Source organism: Skermanella rosea, from assembly GCF_016806835.2.
Lineage (GTDB): Bacteria > Pseudomonadota > Alphaproteobacteria > Azospirillales > Azospirillaceae > Skermanella > Skermanella rosea.
The window spans coordinates 2,023,456-2,042,320 of sequence record NZ_CP086111.1; the positions used below are offsets into that span (position 1 = coordinate 2,023,456).

Genomic DNA, 18,865 nt, shown 5'->3' on the forward strand with positions numbered 1-18,865 from the left:
AGCATTAACGAAGCTCTCTTATGCTGCATCGCACAAACAAACCTGCGGGTTGATCAAGGAGCTTTGATGTCGCTCATTTCCCTGGAAGGCAAACGCGGCCTGGTGGTCGGTATTGCCAACGACAGCAGCATCGCTTACGGCTGCGCCAAGGCCTTCCGGGCGCTCGGCGCCGAACTGGCCGTGACGTATCTCAACGCCAAGGCCGAACGGCACGTCAAGCCGCTGGCCGACGAGCTGGAAGCTTCGCTGTTCCTGCCGCTCGACGTCCGGGTGGAAGGCGAGCTGGAGGCCGTGTTCGCCGCGATCCAGGAGAAGTGGGGCAAGCTAGACTTCGTCCTCCACTCCATCGCCTTCGCCCCGAAGGAAGACCTGCACGCCCGCGTCGTCGATGCGTCCCGAGAGGGTTTCCTGCTCGCCATGGACGTCTCCTGCCACTCCTTCGTGCGCATGGCCAAGCTGGCGGAACCGTTGATGGTCGACGGGGGCTGCCTGCAGACGGTCTCCTTCTACGGCGGGGAGAAGGTGGTCGAGCACTACAACCTGATGGGTCCGGTCAAGGCCGCCCTGGAGAGCGTGACCCGGTACATGGCGGCCGAGCTGGGGACCAAGGGCATCCGCGTCCATGCCCTGTCGCCGGGGCCGCTGGCCACCCGCGCCGCATCCGGAATCGACCGCTTCGACGAGCTGATGGCCCGGGTGACGGAACGCGCCCCGACGCACCATCTGGTCACGATCGAGGATGTCGGCGCCTACGCGGCCTTCCTGGCGAGCGACGCCGCCAAGTCGCTCACCGGATCGGTCGCCTTCATCGACGGCGGCTACAACATCGTCGGGTGACGCCCCGGCGGCTGATGGTAATCTCCCCTCGCCCCAGCCCGGGGAGAGGGGAGAACCATGACCGCTGAACCGCGCCTCGCGCGAATTCTCGATTTCCTGCTGCTGACCGACCGTTTCAAGACGATCGAGCGGCGGGGCTACATAGCCGACGGCTCGCGGCGCGAGACGGATGCCGAGCATACCTGGCACATGGGGCTGTTCGCCCTGCTGCTCCACAAGGAACTCGGATTCGAGGTCGACCTGGGGCACGTCCTGACGCTGGTCCTGGTGCACGACTTGGTCGAGATCCATGCCGGCGACACCTATGCCTATGACGAGGCGGGCTGCGTCGGGCAGGCCGAGCGGGAGATCGCGGCGGCGGAACGCCTGTTCGCCGAACTGCCGCCCGACCTGGGAGCCAGCTTGCATGCCTGGTGGCGCGAGTTCGAGGCCGGGGAAACCCCCGAGGCCCGTTTCGCCAAGGCGATCGACCGGCTCCAGGGCTTCGCGCAGAACTACAATTCGGGCGGACGGGCGTGGCGCGAGAACGGCATCGCTCGGGAGCGGACCTATCAGCGCACCGACCTGCCGATGGCGGTCGACCCGGCGCTGAGAAGCATCGTGGAGGAACTGTACCGGCGGGCCGACCGGGAGGGACTTTGGCCGGAGGATGCCGCTTCGCCGGGCCGGGCGGGCAGGTCCGGTCCGAGGGAGACCTGATGCCGAGTGACCCGCGGCCGGAACCTGTGTGTCCCGGCCGCCATTCCGGGATCGGCAGCCTTCAATAATACGCCACGCGCTGCCGCCGGCCTTGGGCATGTTCCCACGACCACTCCACCAGTGCCGATACGAAACGCTCCAGTACCGGCCGGACCGACGTGGCCAGGTCGCCGCGGTAGCGGAACGGGGGCTTTTCATCCATGTAGGTGCCCTGGCTTATCTGGAGCTGGACGACATGGATGTTGTCCTCCGGCCTGCCGTAGTGGCGGGCGATGTAGCCGCCCGCCCCCCGCGGGTCGAACAGGGACGTGAAATTGTCCGTACAGGCCAGGACGTTGGACAGGCGCCTGGAGAGATGGGGGCTGGCGCTGGTGTCGTCGGCCGTGACCAGGTTGAAGTCGCTCCGGCCGGGACCGGGAGCATCGCCGGCCGCCTTGGCGGAATGCGCATCGAACAGGACCGCGATCCCGAAGCGATCCTTCAGGGCGGCCAGTTCCGCCTGAAGCTGGCGATGGTAGGGGTGCCAGTAAGTCATGATCCGGCGCCTGACTTCCACCGCGTCGGGCTGGCACCCGTCCAGGTATATGGGAAAGTCGTCCGCCGTGCTGGTCGGGCACAGTTCGGTGAAGCCGCGGCCACTGGAAAGTCCGCTCCGCGACGGGTCGCGATTGAGATCGATGACGTAGCGCGACTGGGTCGCCGCGAGGAAACCCACGCCGAGAGCCGGGGCGAAATTGTAGAGACGATCCAGATGCCAATCCGTATCCGGCACCTGTTGCGCCCAGTCGGTCATGCCGACGGCGATCTCCCGGGGAAGGTCGGTGCCCACATGGGGCAGGCTTATCAGCACCGGGGTTTCTCCGGGCTGGAATCGGTAACTCTCCATCGGTTCCTCACATCCCCGCGATCCCCGGGTCGGGGCGGGGCGGCCAGAAGAAGAAGCGCCAGGGGGTCGGCAGCGGCGATCGAGGTCCGCTGTGCGACTATGACCAAAGAACTATCGATGAAGATCGTTCGGGGGTCAAACGATATGTAGCTTTTGTGAAGCGGTTGCAGTCCCGTCCGGGACCTCATGCCGCAGCGTTCAGGCTTCCAGATCCGGCTCGCTCTCGGCGACGTGGTCGACCATGTCGGACAACACCCGGCGGATGTGCTCGTCGGTGATCAGGTAGAAGACTCGGTTGCCGCGTCGTTCCGCCTGGATCAGGCGGCCGGCGCGCAGCAGGCGGAGATGGTGGCTGACCAGCGACGCCGAGAGCCCGAGCTGGCTCGCCATGTCGCCGACCGATGCGGGCGTTTCCAGGCAGGCGAGGATGATCCGCAGCCGGCTCGGATCGCTCATCAGGCGGAACATGTCCGCCAGTTCGGTGGTCTGGTCCTCCGAAAGACGCAGATGGGCGGGAAGATCCTTGGCGGAGGTATGCTTCAGCATGGATTGGGTCCGATCCGGCGGTTCAATACATAAAGATCAGCTTTCCGCCACCCGGTATCAAGCCCGGCGTCGCGGACATCAATCGACCAGGAGAGACCAGGTACGGTCGCTCAAGGGCACGGTTCCGGCGACGGCGGCCACCGTTTCGCCGGCCGCCGCCATCTTCATCTGCGTCCGGGACCACAGCAGGCCGGAGGTGCGGCTGACCAGGGGAGTGCGCGCGGCCCGCGGATCTTGCGCCGTCGGATCGACGATCTCCGCGACCACCTCGCCGTTCCTGACGAAATCACCGATCTCCCGCCGGAAGGCGACGATCCCCGGCAGCGGTGCGATCAGCCGGTCGACGCCCGACAGCGGCGTCGCCGCGCAGCGTGCCGGCGGGACCGGGCCGGGAGCACCGGCGACCAGGCCGCGGCGCTGAAGGAAGCGGAGGATGTTGTCCGCATCCGAAGCGGCGGTCCCATCCTGCACGTCGGACTTCCCGCGCAGCTCCACCGTCGCGGAAAGGCAGGCGGACGGTACCGGGAAGCGCTCGCCGAAGCGGAGCCGCAACTTCCACCAGGGCATGGAGCAGGCCTCGTCGAACGGATCGCCGCCGCTGTCGCCGGCCAGCATCACTGCCCGGCAGCCCAGCTGGGCCGCGAGGTCGGCGGCCCCCGGCCAGAGATCGTCGGACACATACATGTGCATCAGCGATTCGAGGTCGCAGTGCAGGTCCAGGACGATGTCGGCGTCGATCGCCAGGGTCAGCAGCGTCCGGCGCAGTTCCTGGACGTCGCTCCCGGAGCGGACTTCCCCGAGCGCCTCGATCAGCGCCGCCCGGATGGCGGCCACGTTGTCCGCCGCGTCGGCGCCGAGCCTGTCTTCGAGCCGCGGCGCCACGGTCTCGACCAGGTCTGCGAAGCCGCGGTTGAAATTCTGTCCATGCTCCAGGGAACTGCGGCCGTGGAGACGGCCCGCCAGGTACTGGTCAAGCCCGATCGGGTTCGCGACCGGGACGACGACGACCTCGCCGCGGATGGCGCCGTTCCGGTCGGCCTCGTCGAGTCGCGCGATCAGGTGGTGTGCGACCAGCATCCCGGGGATCTCGTCCGCATGCAGCCCCGCCTGGACATAGGCCTTCGGCCGCGCGCCGGGCGTGCCGTAACGATGCACGGTGACGTGTCTCGCCGTTCCGAGATGCTGCGCGGGAAGCGGAAGGGCGACGGTGGTCTTGGCCATGGAGTATCCGATACCGGGTTCTTCTATCCCGGCAATCTAAGCGGTGCCGGCCGTCCGGGCACAAGGAGGATTTTCGGACAACGGGCGGATCAGGACAGGGCGGGCGCGGTTTCCGTCGGCAGCGCGTCGAGAAAGGACCAGAGGGCTTGGCGGGATGTCTCGAACAGCGTTTCGACGTCCCCAAGCATCGCCCGGACCTTTTCGTTGCCGGCGCCGCCGCCTCCGGCATCTTCGACCTCCCGCCTCAGGTCCGACGCGACCGCTGCGAGCCGGGCCAGTCCCAGGTTGGAGGCGGCTCCCTTGAGCTGGTGGGCGTGTCGGTCGAGCGCCTCGGGGACGCCGCTCTCCGCCGCTTCGCGAAGCGCCTCGAGGGTCGCGGCATGGCTGCTGAAGAACTGGCCGGCGAGCCCGCGGTAATCCTCCACCCCGATCACCGAAAGCAGTTCCCGGATCCCGTCCTCGTCCAGCAGGTCCGGGGGCCGTTCGGGGCCGTCGGTCGCCGGCGCGGGCCGGTCGCCGGCATGGGACGTGGCGAAGCCGATGGATCCCCATTTCTCGATCATGTCCACCAGGATCTGCTGGTGGACCGGCTTCGCGATATAGTCGTCCATGCCGGCGGCAAGGCAGCGCTCGCAATCCGACGGAAGCGCGTTCGCGGTCATGGCGATGATCGGGATCCGCCGCTTTTCGCCGGGCAGGCCGCGAATCGCGGCGGTCGCCTCGAAGCCGTCCATCTCGGGCATCTGCACATCCATCAGGACGAGATCGTAAGCCTTCGACCGCACCATCTCCACCGCCTCGGCGCCGTTGTTCGCGATGTCGACCGCGTGGCCCATCTTGCGGAGCCGCCGTGCCGCGACCTGCTGGTTGATCAGGTTATCCTCCGCCAGCAGGATGGCGAGGAGCCGGTTCGGCGCTCCGGGCGCCGTGGCCGCCGGGCCGTCCGCCCGCGGGGAGGAGGTCACGGCCGCGGATTCGGCCGGCGGGGAATGGGCGGTCCGGGACATCTGGTCGAACAGGTAGTGGCAGCGGATGGGCTTCATCACCGTCGCCGCGGCTCCCGCCGCCTGGGCGAGGACGCGCAGTTCCTCCGATCCGTCGCTCGACGCCAGGATGGCCACCACCCCCGCGGTGAGCGGGTCGGCCTTCATCGCGCGGACGAGGTCGATGCCGGTCATCCCGGGCATCATCTGATCGATGATCGCCATGTCGTAGGGACGGCCGGACAGGCCCGCCCCGGCCAGCATGGCCAGCGCCTCGGCCCCGGAGGTCGCGGTGTCGGCGACCATGCCCCAGGATTCGAGCTGACGCTGAAGCAGGTCCCGGTTTATCGCGAGATCGTCCACCACGAGGGTCCGCTTGCCGGTCATCTCCATGCCGGCCCTTCCCGAGGCCCGGCCGACGCCGTCGGCGACGGGGGTGAGCGGAATCTCGATGATGAAGACGCTGCCCTTCCGGTGCTCGCTGCGCACGTCTATCGTCCCGCCCAGCAGGTCGATCAGCCGCTTCGAGATGGCGAGGCCGAGGCCGGTCCCGCCGAACCGCCGGGTGGCCGAGGAGTCCACCTGGGTGAACATGGTGAAGAGACGGGGCAGGGCCTCCGACGGGATGCCGATGCCGGTATCGGTAACCTCGAAACGGACGATGACCCGGCCGTTCGCCTCCCCGACCTTGCTGGCGACCAGGGATACCCATCCGGTCTCGGTGAACTTGACGGCGTTGCCGGCCAGGTTGAGCAGGATCTGGCGGATCCGTCCGGGATCGCTGCGGAAAACGCCCTGAAGCTCCGCCGGGACCAGATAGGCCAGTTCGATCCGCTTGCTGCCGGCGCGGGGCGCCAGGATCGCCAGGACGCTCTCGACCAATTGGAGAAGCTCGAAATCGATTTCGTCGAGGGTGAGGCGGTTGGCTTCCATCTTGGAGAAGTCGAGGATGTCGTTGATGATCGTCAGCAGCGCCTCTCCCGATTCCTGGATGATCTCCGCATAGCGGCGCTGTTCCTCCTCCAGCTTGGTGTCGAGCAGCAGGCCGGTCATGCCGATCACGCCGTTCATGGGCGTCCGGATCTCGTGGCTCATGGTGGCCAGGAACTCCGACTTGGCGCGGTTGGCGATCTCCGCCTCCTCCTTGGCCTTGCGCAGGTCGGCCTCGTTGCGCTTGCGTTCGGTGATGTCGCGCAGTTCGGTGACGCAGGCATCGACGCCGCGGAACGGGATCGGGCGCGAGCGCAGCTCGACCGGGTAGCAGGAACCGTCGCGCCGCAGGCCCGAGGCGTCGCAAGGCTCGGCCGAGCCGGTCAGGACCGGCACCGAGACGCGCGCCCGGTCCGCCGGATCGATCAGGTTGAGGACGCTGCGGCCGATCAGGTCGTCGTAGGAGAAGCCGGTGGAGGCGCACAGGGCCTGGTTCGCTTCCAGGATCACGCCCCGCTGATGGATCGCGATGCCGGTGAAGGACGCCTCGTGGAGGGCGCGGAACCGCTTCTCGCTTTCCCGCAGCGCCGCCTCCGACTGGCGGCGCGCCTCATGTCCGTCCATGAAGGCGTTGAACCAGCGGGTCAGGTCGGCGACCTCGCCGCTGCCGAGGACGGGGAGCCTTTCGCCGGGACCGGAGCCGTCCTGGCCGGATCCGTCCTGAAGGGACTGGAAGCGGGAGGTGATCCGGCGGATCGGCGCCACGACGCTGCGCGAATAGGACATCGCCGCGAGCAGCGCCACCGCCAGGCACACGGCCATCACCCCCGCGGTGACCCGGCTGATGGTGCCGACATGCCGGTTGAGCGACTCGAGGTCGACGACCTGGGCGATCAGCCAGCCGGTACGGTCGGAGCGCAGGTAGGTCACGACGACCGGCCGGCCGGCGATCGGGTGGGTGAAGCTGCCGGCCTGTCCGGAGAAGCCTTCGGCGAAGGACGCGTTGAGCCGTTCGCCGATCAGGCCGCGGTCGGGATGGTAGATGATCCGCCGGGCGGCGTCGGCCAGCAGCATGTGCGACGTGGCTTCGGTCTCGCTGTCGCGGAAATGCTGGTAGAGCAGGTCCACGCTGTAGTTCACCACCAGGAGCGCCACCGGCCGGTCGCGCAGGGTGGCCCGGTCGAAGCTTCGCATCACCTTGGCCGCGGTGATCACCTTGCGGTGGCTCGAACTGGCGTTGACGTTGTCCTCGATCCCTGCCCAGTGGACCGTGCTGGAACTGGCCACCGCCTCGTCGTAGATGCGCTCCCGGACATCCTTGCGGATGTGCCCGACGTCGAGCGTGTCGCCCACGTGGTAGTGGGTCCCGTCCGCGGTGAAGATGTCGATCGAGACCAGTCCCCTGATGTTCAGGTAGCTGTTCAGGATGTAGCCGATACGGGCCTGGGTCGCGAGGTTGGTGAAGCTGTCCCGGGCGGTGCCGTCCTGCTTGAGCGCATCGGTGATGGCATCGACGCCCGAAATGTTCGCGATCAGGCTCTCGACCTGGTCCATCTGGACGTGCAGGTGGTCACGCTGGCTGCGGACCTGCTCGGCCGCGTGCCGGCTCGCCTCGGTCGCCAGGATCGAGCGGGAGACCTCGATCGCGGTCAGCCCGATCGCCAGGATCGGCAGGAAGCTGAGGAACATCAGGTAGGCGATGAACCTCAGCGTGATGTTCAACCTCAAGCGGGACAGCCACATCGCGGCGTCACGGCCTCTCCGGCCGGGCGGTGATGACCCGCACCTCGACCATCGTCTCCAGCGGAACCTCCTCGCGGGACAGCATCCGGTTGGCGTAGACGACGCCCAGGTAGCCCTGGCGGCCCGCCTGCTGGTCGATGGTGGCGGCCAGGGTGCCGGCCTTGACCGCCTCGACGGCGTCGTGCAGGGCGTCGTATCCGGCGATCCTGACGTCCCGCCGCCCGGACTCCTGGACGTACCGGGCGGCGCCGAGCGCCATCATGTCGTTGGCGCAGAACACCAGCGAGATGCCGGGTTCGCGCTCGAACATCGACTTGGCGACGTCGTACGCCACGTCGATCTTCCAGTCCGCGCTCTCCTGGGCGACCACGGTGATCGACGGGTTGGCCGCGAAGGCCCGCAACGCGCCGGCCTTGCGCGCCTCGGCGTTGGCGGCGCTGCGGATGCCCTCGATGATCGCGGCCTTCGCCGGCCCGGCGACGCCCTCGGCCAGGACCATCCCGGCGAGGTAGGCGCCGTGGTCGTTGTCGACGCTGATGAAGGGCACCGGGGTCAGGCCGACCTTCCGGGAGAACTCGGCGTCCAGGCGGTTGTCGATGTTGACCACCGCCAAACCCGCCGCCTGCGCCCGCTTGAGCACGGGGATCAGCTTCACGCTGTCGCCCGGCGCGATGACGATCGCGTCGACCTTCTGCCGGATCAGTTCCTCGACGATGGCGACCTGCTGCTCGATGGAGGTTTCCTGTGCGGCGGTCTTGACCAGCAGTTCGATCCCGAGTTCCGACTCGGCCTCGCGCGCTCCCCGCTCCATCTCGATGAAGAAAGGATTGGTCAGGGTTTTCATGACAAGGGCGATCCGGCGTCGTTCCGGCACCGGATCGGCCGGCTTGGCGGCGCTTTCATTCCGGTCGGCGATGGAACCCTTGTCCGCGGGCTTGGGGTCGTCGCAGGCGGCGAGCCAGACGGTCGCGAAGGCGGCGGCGAGGATGCCGCCCACGGCCCTCGCGGCCGTCCTCAGCAGCGGACGCGGCTCCCCGTACGGGGCCTTGGCGGCGGAAGTCCCTGCGATGCCCATCGTTGCCTCTCCATCCGGGTCGGGCGCGGGCCTGCGGCGCCCCGAGTTGAACCTGCCGGCCGGCCCCTGGCAGGATCAACCTGCCGAGCCGCCCCTGCGAGACTGAACGCAAAGCGTTCAGCGATCATGCCGCCCTCGCGCGGAAAACGTACAGCGGGGCCGAAACAAAACCAATCCGGATCATGGCGGAAGATCGAGGCTTGCGGGCTGGGCGGGTTCGCCCCGCGCCGGCTCGGGCTCCCGCCGGCCGAGCGTGGCCGAGATCTGCAGCAGGCGATCGCGGAGCAGCGCCGGCCGGATCGGCTTGGTAAGGAAGGCCGAGACTCCAGCGGCGCGGGCGAGTTCGACGAGTTTGGCCTGCGCGTGGGCGGTCAGGAAAATGACCGGGATCTGGGAAGGGGGCGCCTGCGGCGGGACGACGCCGGCCGGCCGGGTGCCCGCGCGGAGATGCCGCAGGAGCTCGATCCCGTTGACGGGGGACATCTGGATGTCGCTGATGATGATGTCCACGTCGGTGGTCGCCAGCATTTCCAGCGCCACGCCGGCGCCGTTCGCCTCGGCGATGGTGCGCACGCCGAGGTTCCGCAGGATCGACAGGATCAGGTTCCGCGTGAAAGCATCGTCCTCGACGACCAGTAGGCTGATTTCATCGAGTCTCAGTCCGGCGGTCATGGGCGTTCACTTCGCGATGGGGTGACCCCCGACGTACTCCATGAGGAGTAACGCCTCCAGGTTTCCATAGCTTTACTTTAGAATGCAATCCCTTTCCACGGTCGAGTTGGGCGCCCCGTCACGGCTGGGGCATGGTGCCGCTGGTCCGCGCTCCCGGTTGCGGAGCTTCAAGAGATGCACGCACTGTCCGGCATGCATGGCGGCATGCGGCGGGATGGCATGGGGGTGGACGGGAGTATGCCGGGTCGGGGACCGGGAGACGTGATGCGGGCCGGCGGACTGGCCGTGGCGTTGGCCGCCTACGGCCTGTTCGGAGCTCCGGCGCCGGCCGGGATCGGCTGGGTCGAGGTGGCCGTGGCCGGGGGGCTGGCGTGCGCCCTGGGGGTGGTCCGCCCCCTCTGCGTGGGGAGCGGCCTGATGCTGATAGCGCCGTCGGCCCGGCTGCACGAGGTCGTGGGCACGGCGGCCTTCCTCTATCTTCTCTGGGTTCCCCTGCTGGGGGCCGCGTTCGCCGGGGCGGCGCCCGAGGATGTCTTCCGCGACATCGTGCCGCTGGGCTTCCTGTTCCTGCCGGTGCTGCTGGCCCCGGCGGGTCCGCTGGCGGGCCGCCTGCTGCCCGTCGGCCTGGCAGGGGTCGGCCTGCTGTTCGCCCTGCGCTGGTGGTGGCCGGCCGTCGATATCGGGTCGGTCGGGCGGACCGTCATGGCGGAGGGCGATCTCTATCTGCTGAACAGCCCGGCCGTGCTCTTCACGGCGGTCTGGCTGCCGCTGGAAGGGGTGGCGAGGCTGTTCCGCCGGCCCCGCCCGGGATGGGCGGTCCTCGCCGTCGCGGGGTCGGCCCTGTTGGCCGCGGCGGGAGCCGTCGCTGCGGCCGCGCTCGCGGGTGCCGTCCATCGCGCGGCGGTGCTGATCGCGGTGGCCACGGTCGTTAGCCGGATCCTCGTCCTGGGGCGGCGGGTCCCGCTGGTCTTGGCGGCCGTCGCCCTGGCCGCCGGCGGAGTCGCGGCGGTGCTGCAGGACACGATCCTCGGGACAGCCGCGCAGATCGCCTGGAAGACCGAAACCTACGGACTGAACGAGCGGGCCTCCGAGGCGGCGATCGTCGCCGGGCATATCGGCTCCTCCCCGGCTTCCCTGGTGTTCGGCGCAGGCTGGGGAGCCCTGGTGCGCAACCCCGCGGTCGGGGAGATGTGGGTTTCCTACACCCACTCCTTCGCGACCTATATGCTGCTGAAGACCGGCATCGCCGGCGCTCTTGCCGCCCTGGCCTATCTTCTCTCGCTCGTGCCGCCGCTGGTCGCGCTCATGAAGCGGGAACCCACGCTGGCGTTCGGTCTCCTGCCACCCCTGGCGATCGGCCTGTTCGCCCATACCAGCTTCAAATATCTCTGCTTCGGCCTGATCCTGTCGATCGTCACGACCCGGACCGCGCAATATCGCGACAGCGGGGCTTAATCTTCTTGCCTGCCCGGTGCCGGAATGCTTCTGTATGCGTGTATCGGAGCGGGTTTGGATCGCATCGGATGTACAAGCCGTCCATCCTTTTCATAAACCGGGTGTTTCCGCCGGATCGCGGAGCAACTGGCCGTTGCCTGCATGACCTCGCAGCGCGGTTCGCCGCGCGCGGCTGGCGGGTCTCGGTCCTGGCGTGCGGAGCCGCCGATGCGCCTTCGGACGCTCCCGAGGGGGTCTCCGTCACCCGGGCGGGAGACCGGGTCGGCGGCTCCGGCCCGATCGGCGCCGGCCACCTGTCGGCCCTGCATCGGCTGCACCGTGCGGCGTCGCGGATACCCCGGCACGACCTGGTCGTCACCATGACGGACCCTCCCATGCTCGCGGTTCTCGGACCTCTGCTCGGCCGGCGCTGGGGGTGCGGCGTGATCCACTGGTCGCACGACCTCTATCCGGACCTGCTCCCCGTCATCGGCGTCCGGTTGCCGTGGCCGACCCTGTCGCTGCTGCGCCGGATCGCCACGGCGGCGCTCCGCCGGTGCGACGCGGTGGTCGCGATCGGTTCCTGCATGGCGGACCGGCTTTCCGGCCGGGGCGTCCCGGCGCAGAGGATCGTCACGATTCCGAACTGGCCCGACCCGGTAATCCGTCCGATCCAGCGGGACGGCAATCCGGTCCGGGCCGCGCTGGGCCTGGAGGGGCGGTTCACGGTGGCCTATTCGGGGAACTTCGGGCTTGCCCATCCGCTGGACGCCGTGCTCGAGGCCGCTTCCTCCCTCGCCGTGACCGCACCCGACATCGCGGTGCTGCTGATCGGGGAGGGGCGGGGGCTGCCGCGGGTGCGGCGCCTCCTCGAACGGGACGCTCCGCCGAACCTGCGGCTTCTGCCGCTGCAGCCGTCCTCGACCCTGGCGGCCAGCCTGGGGGCTGCAGACCTGCATCTCGCCGTAATGGACAGGCGCGCGGAGGGCCTGCTGGTTCCCAGCAAGGTGTCCGGCGCCCTGGCCGCGGGCAGGCCCTGCATCCTGCTCGGTCCCCCGGGCAGCGCGGCGGCGAGGATGCTGGCGGAGAACCGGTGCGGCGCCGTCCTGGACCCCGACGATGCGGAGGGGCTGGCAGCGGCGATCCTGTCCCATGCCCGGGATCCCGCCTTCCACGCGGCGGCTTGCGAACGGGCGCGGGCGACCGCCGCGTCGTGGTCGGCCGACCGTGCCGCCGATGCCTTCCTGAAGGTGGCGGCCTCGGCCGTCCGCACCGTCTCCGGGGGCGAGGCGGCGCGACCGCCGGCATCCCGCTGCATGACCGTCGGCGGCTGACATGTCCCTAGACACGGACCTGATCGGCCCCCTGGGGGAAGTGCAGAAACTGCTGCGGAACGGCGTGATGATCGCGCTCGCCGGCCGCCGCCTCGTTCTCGGCGTCACCGCGATCTCGGCGGTCTGCGCCGTGCTGGCACTGCGCCAGATCGAGCCGGTCTTCACCGCCACCCTGGTGGTCGGGCCGACCGCCGCGGGAGGGCTGCTCGGCCGCGCCGCCCCGTTGCCGGCGATCCCGCCCGGCAGCGAGACCTCGACGATCCCGGGGGCCGGCGAGACGATGTCCAACTACGAGCGCTTCCTCTACGAACTCACGTCCTTTCCGGTCGCCGAGGAGCTTGCTGCCGCGCCGGAGGTGATGCACCGGGCGTTCGAGCGCATGTGGGATGCCGACGCGGGATCCTGGGTGCCCGACGATTCGCCCGTGGCGCGGCTGCGCCGCTTCTTCAACGAACTGATCGGCCGGATTCCCTGGACGGAGCCCGACGGCAGGACCCTGGTGCGATACCTCCAGAAAGAGGTGCGGATACAGCAGGTCGGCACCACGCCGCTCCGCCGGATCTCCTACCGGCATGCCGATCCCGAGTTCGCCCGCCTTCTGCTGAACCGGCTCTATGCCACGACCGAGCGGCAGCTCCGTTCCATGGCCGTCCGGGACAATGGCAGGATGATCGGCGAGATCTCCCGCAAGATCGCGGTCACGCAGGATGTCGGGCATGTCGGGGCGCTCCGGTCGCTGCTGATCGCCCATGAACGGTTCGCCATGATGATGGACGTGGACCTTCCCCTGGCCGCGAACCTGGTTCAGCCGGCCATGGCCGAGGCCCTGCCGGACACGCCCGATCCGGTCGTCGTCGTGGCCATCTCCGCCGCCGCCGGTTTCATTGCCGGCCTCTGCATCGTCTTCATCCGGAGCGCTGATCTGTCCGACTTCCTGAAGGCCGCCGGACGGTGATTCCGGTCTCCGCCATCGTCATGACGCGCGACGAGGCGGCGAACATCCGGGCTTGCCTCGAAACACTCCGCCGCTTCGACGAAGTCTTCGTCGTCGATTCGGGCAGCGACGACGGGACGGCGGCCCTGGCGGAGGAGATGGGAGCGCGGGTCGTGCCGTTCCGGTGGAACGGCCGCTATCCGAAGAAGAAGCAATGGTGCCTGCAGACGCTTCCGTTCCGGCATGACTGGGTGCTCTTCGTCGATGCGGACGAACGGGTCTCCGAGGGACTGGCCCACGAGATCGCATGCCTGATGAAATCCAGGCCGCGGGCGGCCGGATACTTCATCGCCGGACAGCCGGTCTTCGCGGGAAAGCCCCTGCGATTCGGCGCCTGGAACCGCAAGCTCGCCCTGTTGGACCGGAACAGGGCGGCCTTCGCATCCTTTCCCGACCTCGACGTGGACCGCATGTGGGAGGTCGAGGGCCACTACCAGCCCTGCCTGGACGGGCCGGCGGGAAGCCTGCGCGGCCGGATGATCCATCACGACGCGAAACCGCTCTACGCATGGTTCGAGAGGCATAACCGCTATTCGGACTGGGAAGCGGCGCTGATCGCGGACGACCGCCTCCGCATCCTGGCGGAGCGCGAGGAAGGGGCGCGTCGCCTGCTCAAGCGGATCTTCCGCCGGCTGCCGGCGCGCGCCCTGTCGGTCTTCCTGCACAGCTATGTGCTCTGCCTGGGCTTCCTCGACGGGGTGGACGGCTGGGACTATGCCGTCGCCCGGGCCTTCTACTACTGGCAGGTCGCGGTCAAGGCACGGGTCCGGCGCGGCGGACCCGTGCTCTAGCCGGAGCCTCAGGAACCCGTCGTGTCGCTATCCTTGGTTTCGCCACCGAGTGCCTTGATCAACTCGAAGGCACGCCGCCGGACGGTAGGGTCGCTGATGCGATAGTATGCCCGGACCAGCTCAAGCGTTTCGCGCTTCGCCATCGACTCGAATTCGTCGGTTTCGGTCGGTTCATGAATGACATCGGCGCCTTCGGGCAGCGGCTGTCCGGTCGGCATATCCTCGAAGAAGAAGCCGACGGGAACGTCGAGCACCAGTGCAAGATGATACAAGCGGCTCGCGCTGATGCGATTAGCGCCGCGCTCATACTTCTGTAACTGCTGGAAAGTAATGCCGACAGCCTCTCCGAGCTTCTCCTGGCTAAGGCCCAGCAAGGTTCGGCGCAGTCGGAGTCTCGCCCCAACATGAATGTCGATTGGATGGGGCCCTTCACCGCGACGCGATATCGTGTTCGCAGTTGCGGGTTGGGACTTTTTCGATTTCATCTTCTACCCCTGAGTACTTGCCCGGCGATTAAGGTGTAGCGCACAAATTTAGATTTCAAAAGGACTTATATGGCTCAAATGTCAAGACCTTTCGCGTGCATGATGTCGAGTACGGTGCAACCTGTCGAGCGTACCCTCATCTGGTTAGGAAAATGGAATAAGCGTAGTACAGGTTCCACTCATACTACACGTGTGAGTGGTGTCTTGGCTACTCGTACATCCGGCGGCATCGATAAATTTCGTAAAACACCGGAAATCCGCGGCGCGTGAGCATGGCCAGAGATTGCACCACCATTATTAAGAAGCAGGAAATGACGGAAAGTCGAAGATATCGGCGGCGAATGCGGGTCTGGTCACGCCGACCGATCGGGTGCATCGCATGGGATAGACCACCGGCTGCAAAAACGCACAACGGCTCGCGCACGCGGATGACTCGGGAGTTTCCGGACAGCGCCGCGATCGTGAACGCATAGTCCGCCCCGACCGTGAACGACAGGTCGTAGCTGAGATCGGCGACCGCCAGACGCCGGTAGATCATGGCCTGATGGTGGGTGAACATGCCGTACCAGACGGTCCTGTGCGATCTGGCAGGCTTCAGCAGCAGGGTCCCCCCGAGGGTGCGTTCCAGGGCGTCGCAGTACAGGAAATCGGGCGAGGAATTCCTCCGTATTTCCGCCGCGAGGCGTTCCAGGCTGTCGGGCGACGCCAGCTCGTCGCCGGCGTTGAGGAACAGCAGGTAGTCCCCGGTCGCAGCGGCCTTGCCGATGTTCATGGCGTCGTAGAGGCCCCGGTCGGGTCCGGAGCGCCACCACGCGATCTCCGGACCGAGGCGGACGATGTCGTCGCGGGTACCGTCCTCCGACCCGCCGTCGACGACGATCCAGGCGAAATCCCGGCAGGATTGGCGACGCAGGCTCGCCCGCGTCCGCCTCAGCCCCTCACGGTCGTCGAGCACCACGGTGACGATGCTGAACAGCGGGCGGGTCGATGCGTCGCTACTCATCGGTCGGTCAGCACGAACACGGCCGCCGCGGCGACGGCCAGCTGGCTGAGCAGGCCGCCGACATTCTGCGTGAACCGGAAGAAGTGGAACGGCTCCGGGTCCCGGGGCACGATGATGGTCGAGCCGGGCATCAGGGCCGTCCGCTCGTGGTTCCAGAAGCTGATCTTGAGCGGCTGGGCGCTGCCGTCCGGCTTCAGCACGAACGCGCGTGACGCGTCCGCATACTGGGTCATGCCGCCGGCTTCGCCGATATAGTCGTTCGCGTCCTTCGCGGCGGAGAACTGCAGGCTGGCAGGGGCGAGCACCTCCCCCGTGACGGTGACGGTCAGCGGGCGTTTCGGAAAGAAGACGCGGTCCCCCGGTTCGAGCACGATGTCCAGCTCCGGGCGGAGCGCCAGCCTTGCCGGGTCCGCTTCCACCGTGATCCGCCCGATGGGCTGGGCGTCGCGGAACTCGCTCGACAGGGTGCGCGCCTGCTCGATCTGCGCGGCCGGGGGCGGGTCCGGCCGCGCCAGGACGACCGAGATGTCGCGCTCGATGTTGCGGGCGATGGTTGCGAAGGACTCGGCCTGCTGGCGACGCACGCTCTCCCGCGCGAAGACCGCTCCGGCCGGATATGCCTGGTCCGTCAGCCCGCCGGCCCGCTTCAGCAGCGACGACAGCCGCTCGCCGCGGATCACGTCGAAGCTGCCGGGGCGCTTGACCTCGCCTTCTAGGGTCACGGCGTAGGGTTCCCGGTCGCTGAACAGGGGGTTGACCCGGACCGAGTCCCCGGGACCGACGACGGCCGCGAGCCCGTTGGCCGCGTCGAGGGATACCACCCGCCTCGCGCTGGTCACCGACCCGGCATCTCCCGGCGGCTCCCGGGCGGTGATCTCGACGCTGTTGCGGTCCGCCAGGTCGCTCAGTCCGCCCGCCGCCGAAAGCAGCAGGTCCAGGCCGACGCTTCCGTCGACCGGGTAGACGCCCGGTTCCCGGACGGCGCCGCGGACATCGACGGAACGGTCGGCCAGCAGGGCCAGCAGGGCGGGGGACGCCGACTCGCCGGGAAAGGCGCCCAGACCGGCCGGCACCGATCCGGCCTGGCCGGGCCCTCCGGGAGTTCCGGTCCTGGGCGCCATCGCCGACCGGATCTCCGCGAAGGAGAACAGCCTCACCGTGTCGCCGTCGGCGAGCGGGCGGTCCGAAAGGCCCTGGACGATCTCATGCGGCGAAAAGGCGATCAGCCGCCCGGTCAGGCGCCGCCGGTCGTACCGCTCGATCACGCCGAACAGCGGGTAAAGCCCGTTGGGCGCCTGGCTGCCGTCGCCGAGAAGCGCGCGAAGCGACGGCGCCTGGGCCAGCAGCCGCGTGCCCGGGAATCTCGCGTGGCCGGCCAGTTCGATCCGGGGCGACACCGAGTCGACGATGTCGCCGCCTTCGGCGCCCGCCGCGACGGAGGCCCTTCCCCCGCCCGTTGCCGCGTCCGACACCACGCCGAGCCCCCTCGGGCCGCCGCCCGCCGCGCGCGACAGGGTGGCCAGATCCGACCGGTCGGCCGCCGGGTACAATCCGGGCCGGAGGACGCCTCGAACCAGCACCGCATGTTCAATCGCGAAGGCAAGCAGGTCGGGGTGTTCGTCGAAGACCCGGGGGCACGGCATCGCGGACGGCGCCAGGTCCTTCGCGGCCCGGGCCAGCGGCCCGCGGGCGAGCACCCCCTCCGGGTCGCCCGAAAGCCGGCGTGCCAGCACCTCGAGGCCCGCGCACTCCGCCGGACCCCGGCTTCGGCCGCCCCGGCGCAACAGGTCGAGGACCGGCCGGGAGGACAGGAAGCCGACATCCGGCGATCCCAGCACGATGAGGGTATCGTCGCCGCCCAGGAGCCGGTCGGACCTCCCGTCCAGGACGGCCTGGAGATCGACCGGGGACAGCACCCTGGCGAGGCTGCGGGGATCGGTGGTCTCCAGTGCCGCGAAGGGCAGGTATGGGTCGGCGAGCAGGTCGGTGGAGCCGATCAGGGATGCCAGGGTCTCCGCCTCGGCCAGGGCGCGCGGTCCCGGCTGGCGCACATGGCCCGCGATGGTCACCGTGCCCCGGCGATGGTCGCGGGCCGGGCTGACGATCAGCAGGTCGCCGGCCGCGACGGGCCGGTCATCGGGTTCCCCCGGGTCGCGCGTCGCCTCGTCCGGCTCCTCGGCGCCGTCGCTGCCCAGGGCGAATCGGACGATGCGGACCGGCGCCGGCTGGATCGGGCCGCCCGCCAGGGCGAGGGCGCCGGCCATGGGCAGCGGCGCGCCGTCCGTCTGCGCGGCCGGTGCCAGTTCGTAGATTCCCGGGCGCTTGACCTCCCCGGCGACGGCGATGGTGGGACCGATCGGCGGAACCACGATCCGGTCGCCGTCGCGCAGGGCGGGGTCGGAACCGTCGAGACCCTGGAGCAGGCCGTAGAAATCGACGGTCCGGGAGCTTCCGCCGCGGATCAGCCGGATCGTCCGCAGGCTTCCGAGGCGGTCCACGCCGCCCGCTGCCAGGAGAGCGTCGAGCAACGTTCCGGCACCGGATACTTCGTGCCGTCCCGGCGATTTCACGGCGCCCGTGACCAGGATGCCCATCCGGCGCATTCCTTCCAGGGACAGGTACGCCTCGTGCCCGGCCATGCTGAGCGTCACTTCCGCTTCGAGCTGGCGGCGAAGGTCGGCGATCGTGCGGCCGGCCGCGCGCAGGGGACGCAGATGGTCGAGAACCACGTCTCCGTTGGAGTCCACCGCGTAGCGGCGGCTCGACGGGTAGGCCGCCCCGTGGATGGTGATCCTCAACTCGTCGCCCGGGCCGAGCAGGTAGTCGTTCTGGGCGGTGCCGAAGGACGGAGGTACCTTTCCCGGCCTCGGGGCGAAGAGCTCGTAGCCGTACAGCGTCAACGGAGCCCCGGCCCGGCGACTGAAAGCGGCCTCGATCGGGCTGACGGTGTCGGCCGACTCCGCAGGCAGCCGTCCGCCGGCTTGGCTCCGGTCGGCCCCGATCGCAGATCCGAAAAAGCACAGCAATACAATCGCCGACGGTATCAACCGCGCGGTGATCCTGCACGCGGAAGCAAGCATGATCCGTTGTACGTCCGAGAGAAAGTGCCGGAAGCGGATATGCAACCGGCCGCCATGTACAGACTATCGCATGCTCCTTATGAGGAGGCAACCGGCGACAGGGACTCACCGACGGTTACGCCCGAACGATCCGCGCAGGCGCGGCCAGGAAT

At 68.7% G+C, this 18,865-nt stretch carries 15 protein-coding genes; 6 read left to right on the forward strand and 9 right to left on the reverse strand.

The window, feature by feature from the left end:
• The first annotated feature begins 66 nt into the window (after nucleotides 1-66).
• Together fabI and JL101_RS09320 are read left to right on the forward strand one after the other, a co-directional pair.
• A complete protein-coding gene (gene fabI / locus JL101_RS09315) occupies nucleotides 67-837 on the forward strand; it encodes an enoyl-ACP reductase FabI (protein ID WP_201071412.1) in 771 nt (256 codons plus the stop codon).
• A gap of 57 nt (nucleotides 838-894) precedes the next feature.
• On the forward strand, nucleotides 895-1,536 hold the full coding sequence (locus JL101_RS09320) for an HD domain-containing protein (protein WP_203100053.1): 642 nt from the start codon (nucleotides 895-897) through the stop codon (nucleotides 1,534-1,536).
• Between the two features lie 61 nt (nucleotides 1,537-1,597).
• Here JL101_RS09320 and JL101_RS09325 read toward each other — a convergent pair whose 3' ends face one another.
• The 6 genes from JL101_RS09325 to JL101_RS09350 form a co-directional block, all read right to left on the reverse strand.
• Nucleotides 1,598-2,422: an N-formylglutamate amidohydrolase gene (locus JL101_RS09325; RefSeq protein ID WP_203100056.1), complete on the reverse strand. Its 825-nt coding sequence runs from the start codon at nucleotides 2,420-2,422 to the stop codon at nucleotides 1,598-1,600.
• 198 nt (nucleotides 2,423-2,620) lie between these two features.
• Complete coding sequence (locus JL101_RS09330; protein ID WP_202683355.1) at nucleotides 2,621-2,968, reverse strand: ArsR/SmtB family transcription factor; 348 nt, start codon at nucleotides 2,966-2,968, stop codon at nucleotides 2,621-2,623.
• A 78-nt stretch (nucleotides 2,969-3,046) separates the two neighbouring features.
• Complete coding sequence (locus JL101_RS09335; protein ID WP_203100058.1) at nucleotides 3,047-4,189, reverse strand: succinylglutamate desuccinylase/aspartoacylase family protein; 1,143 nt, start codon at nucleotides 4,187-4,189, stop codon at nucleotides 3,047-3,049.
• A gap of 89 nt (nucleotides 4,190-4,278) precedes the next feature.
• Nucleotides 4,279-7,830: a response regulator gene (locus tag JL101_RS09340; protein ID WP_203100060.1), complete on the reverse strand. Its 3,552-nt coding sequence runs from the start codon at nucleotides 7,828-7,830 to the stop codon at nucleotides 4,279-4,281.
• A 22-nt stretch (nucleotides 7,831-7,852) separates the two neighbouring features.
• On the reverse strand, nucleotides 7,853-8,920 hold the full coding sequence (locus JL101_RS09345; RefSeq protein ID WP_203100062.1) for a sugar ABC transporter substrate-binding protein: 1,068 nt from the start codon (nucleotides 8,918-8,920) through the stop codon (nucleotides 7,853-7,855).
• Between the two features lie 180 nt (nucleotides 8,921-9,100).
• Complete coding sequence (locus JL101_RS09350) at nucleotides 9,101-9,592, reverse strand: response regulator (RefSeq protein WP_203100064.1); 492 nt, start codon at nucleotides 9,590-9,592, stop codon at nucleotides 9,101-9,103.
• 174 nt (nucleotides 9,593-9,766) lie between these two features.
• Here JL101_RS09350 and JL101_RS09355 point away from each other — a divergent pair, with 174 nt between their 5' ends.
• The 4 genes from JL101_RS09355 (at nucleotide 9,767) to JL101_RS09370 (ending at nucleotide 14,145) form a co-directional block, all read left to right on the forward strand.
• Nucleotides 9,767-11,047, forward strand: a complete 1,281-nt coding sequence (locus JL101_RS09355) for a hypothetical protein (protein WP_203100066.1) — start codon at nucleotides 9,767-9,769, stop codon at nucleotides 11,045-11,047.
• A gap of 68 nt (nucleotides 11,048-11,115) precedes the next feature.
• A complete protein-coding gene (locus JL101_RS09360; protein WP_203100068.1) occupies nucleotides 11,116-12,360 on the forward strand; it encodes a glycosyltransferase family 4 protein in 1,245 nt (414 codons plus the stop codon).
• A 1-nt stretch (nucleotide 12,361) separates the two neighbouring features.
• The gene (locus JL101_RS09365; protein ID WP_203100070.1) at nucleotides 12,362-13,315 is read left to right on the forward strand and encodes a hypothetical protein; all 954 of its coding nucleotides are present in this window, start codon (nucleotides 12,362-12,364) and stop codon (nucleotides 13,313-13,315) included.
• The gene (locus tag JL101_RS09370) at nucleotides 13,312-14,145 is read left to right on the forward strand and encodes a glycosyltransferase family 2 protein (RefSeq protein ID WP_228435375.1); all 834 of its coding nucleotides are present in this window, start codon (nucleotides 13,312-13,314) and stop codon (nucleotides 14,143-14,145) included. Before JL101_RS09365 ends, JL101_RS09370 begins: the two co-directional genes overlap by 4 nt.
• 8 nt (nucleotides 14,146-14,153) lie before the next feature.
• Here JL101_RS09370 and JL101_RS09375 read toward each other — a convergent pair whose 3' ends face one another.
• From JL101_RS09375 to JL101_RS09385, 3 genes are all read right to left on the reverse strand, one after another.
• A complete protein-coding gene (locus JL101_RS09375) occupies nucleotides 14,154-14,630 on the reverse strand; it encodes a helix-turn-helix domain-containing protein (protein ID WP_203100071.1) in 477 nt (158 codons plus the stop codon).
• Between the two features lie 208 nt (nucleotides 14,631-14,838).
• Nucleotides 14,839-15,633 carry a glycosyltransferase gene (locus tag JL101_RS09380; protein WP_203100072.1) on the reverse strand — a complete coding sequence of 265 codons (795 nt, stop codon included), beginning with the start codon at nucleotides 15,631-15,633 and terminating at the stop codon, nucleotides 14,839-14,841.
• Nucleotides 15,630-18,659, reverse strand: a complete 3,030-nt coding sequence (locus JL101_RS09385; protein ID WP_203100073.1) for an SLBB domain-containing protein — start codon at nucleotides 18,657-18,659, stop codon at nucleotides 15,630-15,632. The genes JL101_RS09380 and JL101_RS09385 overlap by 4 nt, the downstream gene beginning before the upstream one ends.
• Nucleotides 18,660-18,865 lie beyond the last annotated feature (206 nt).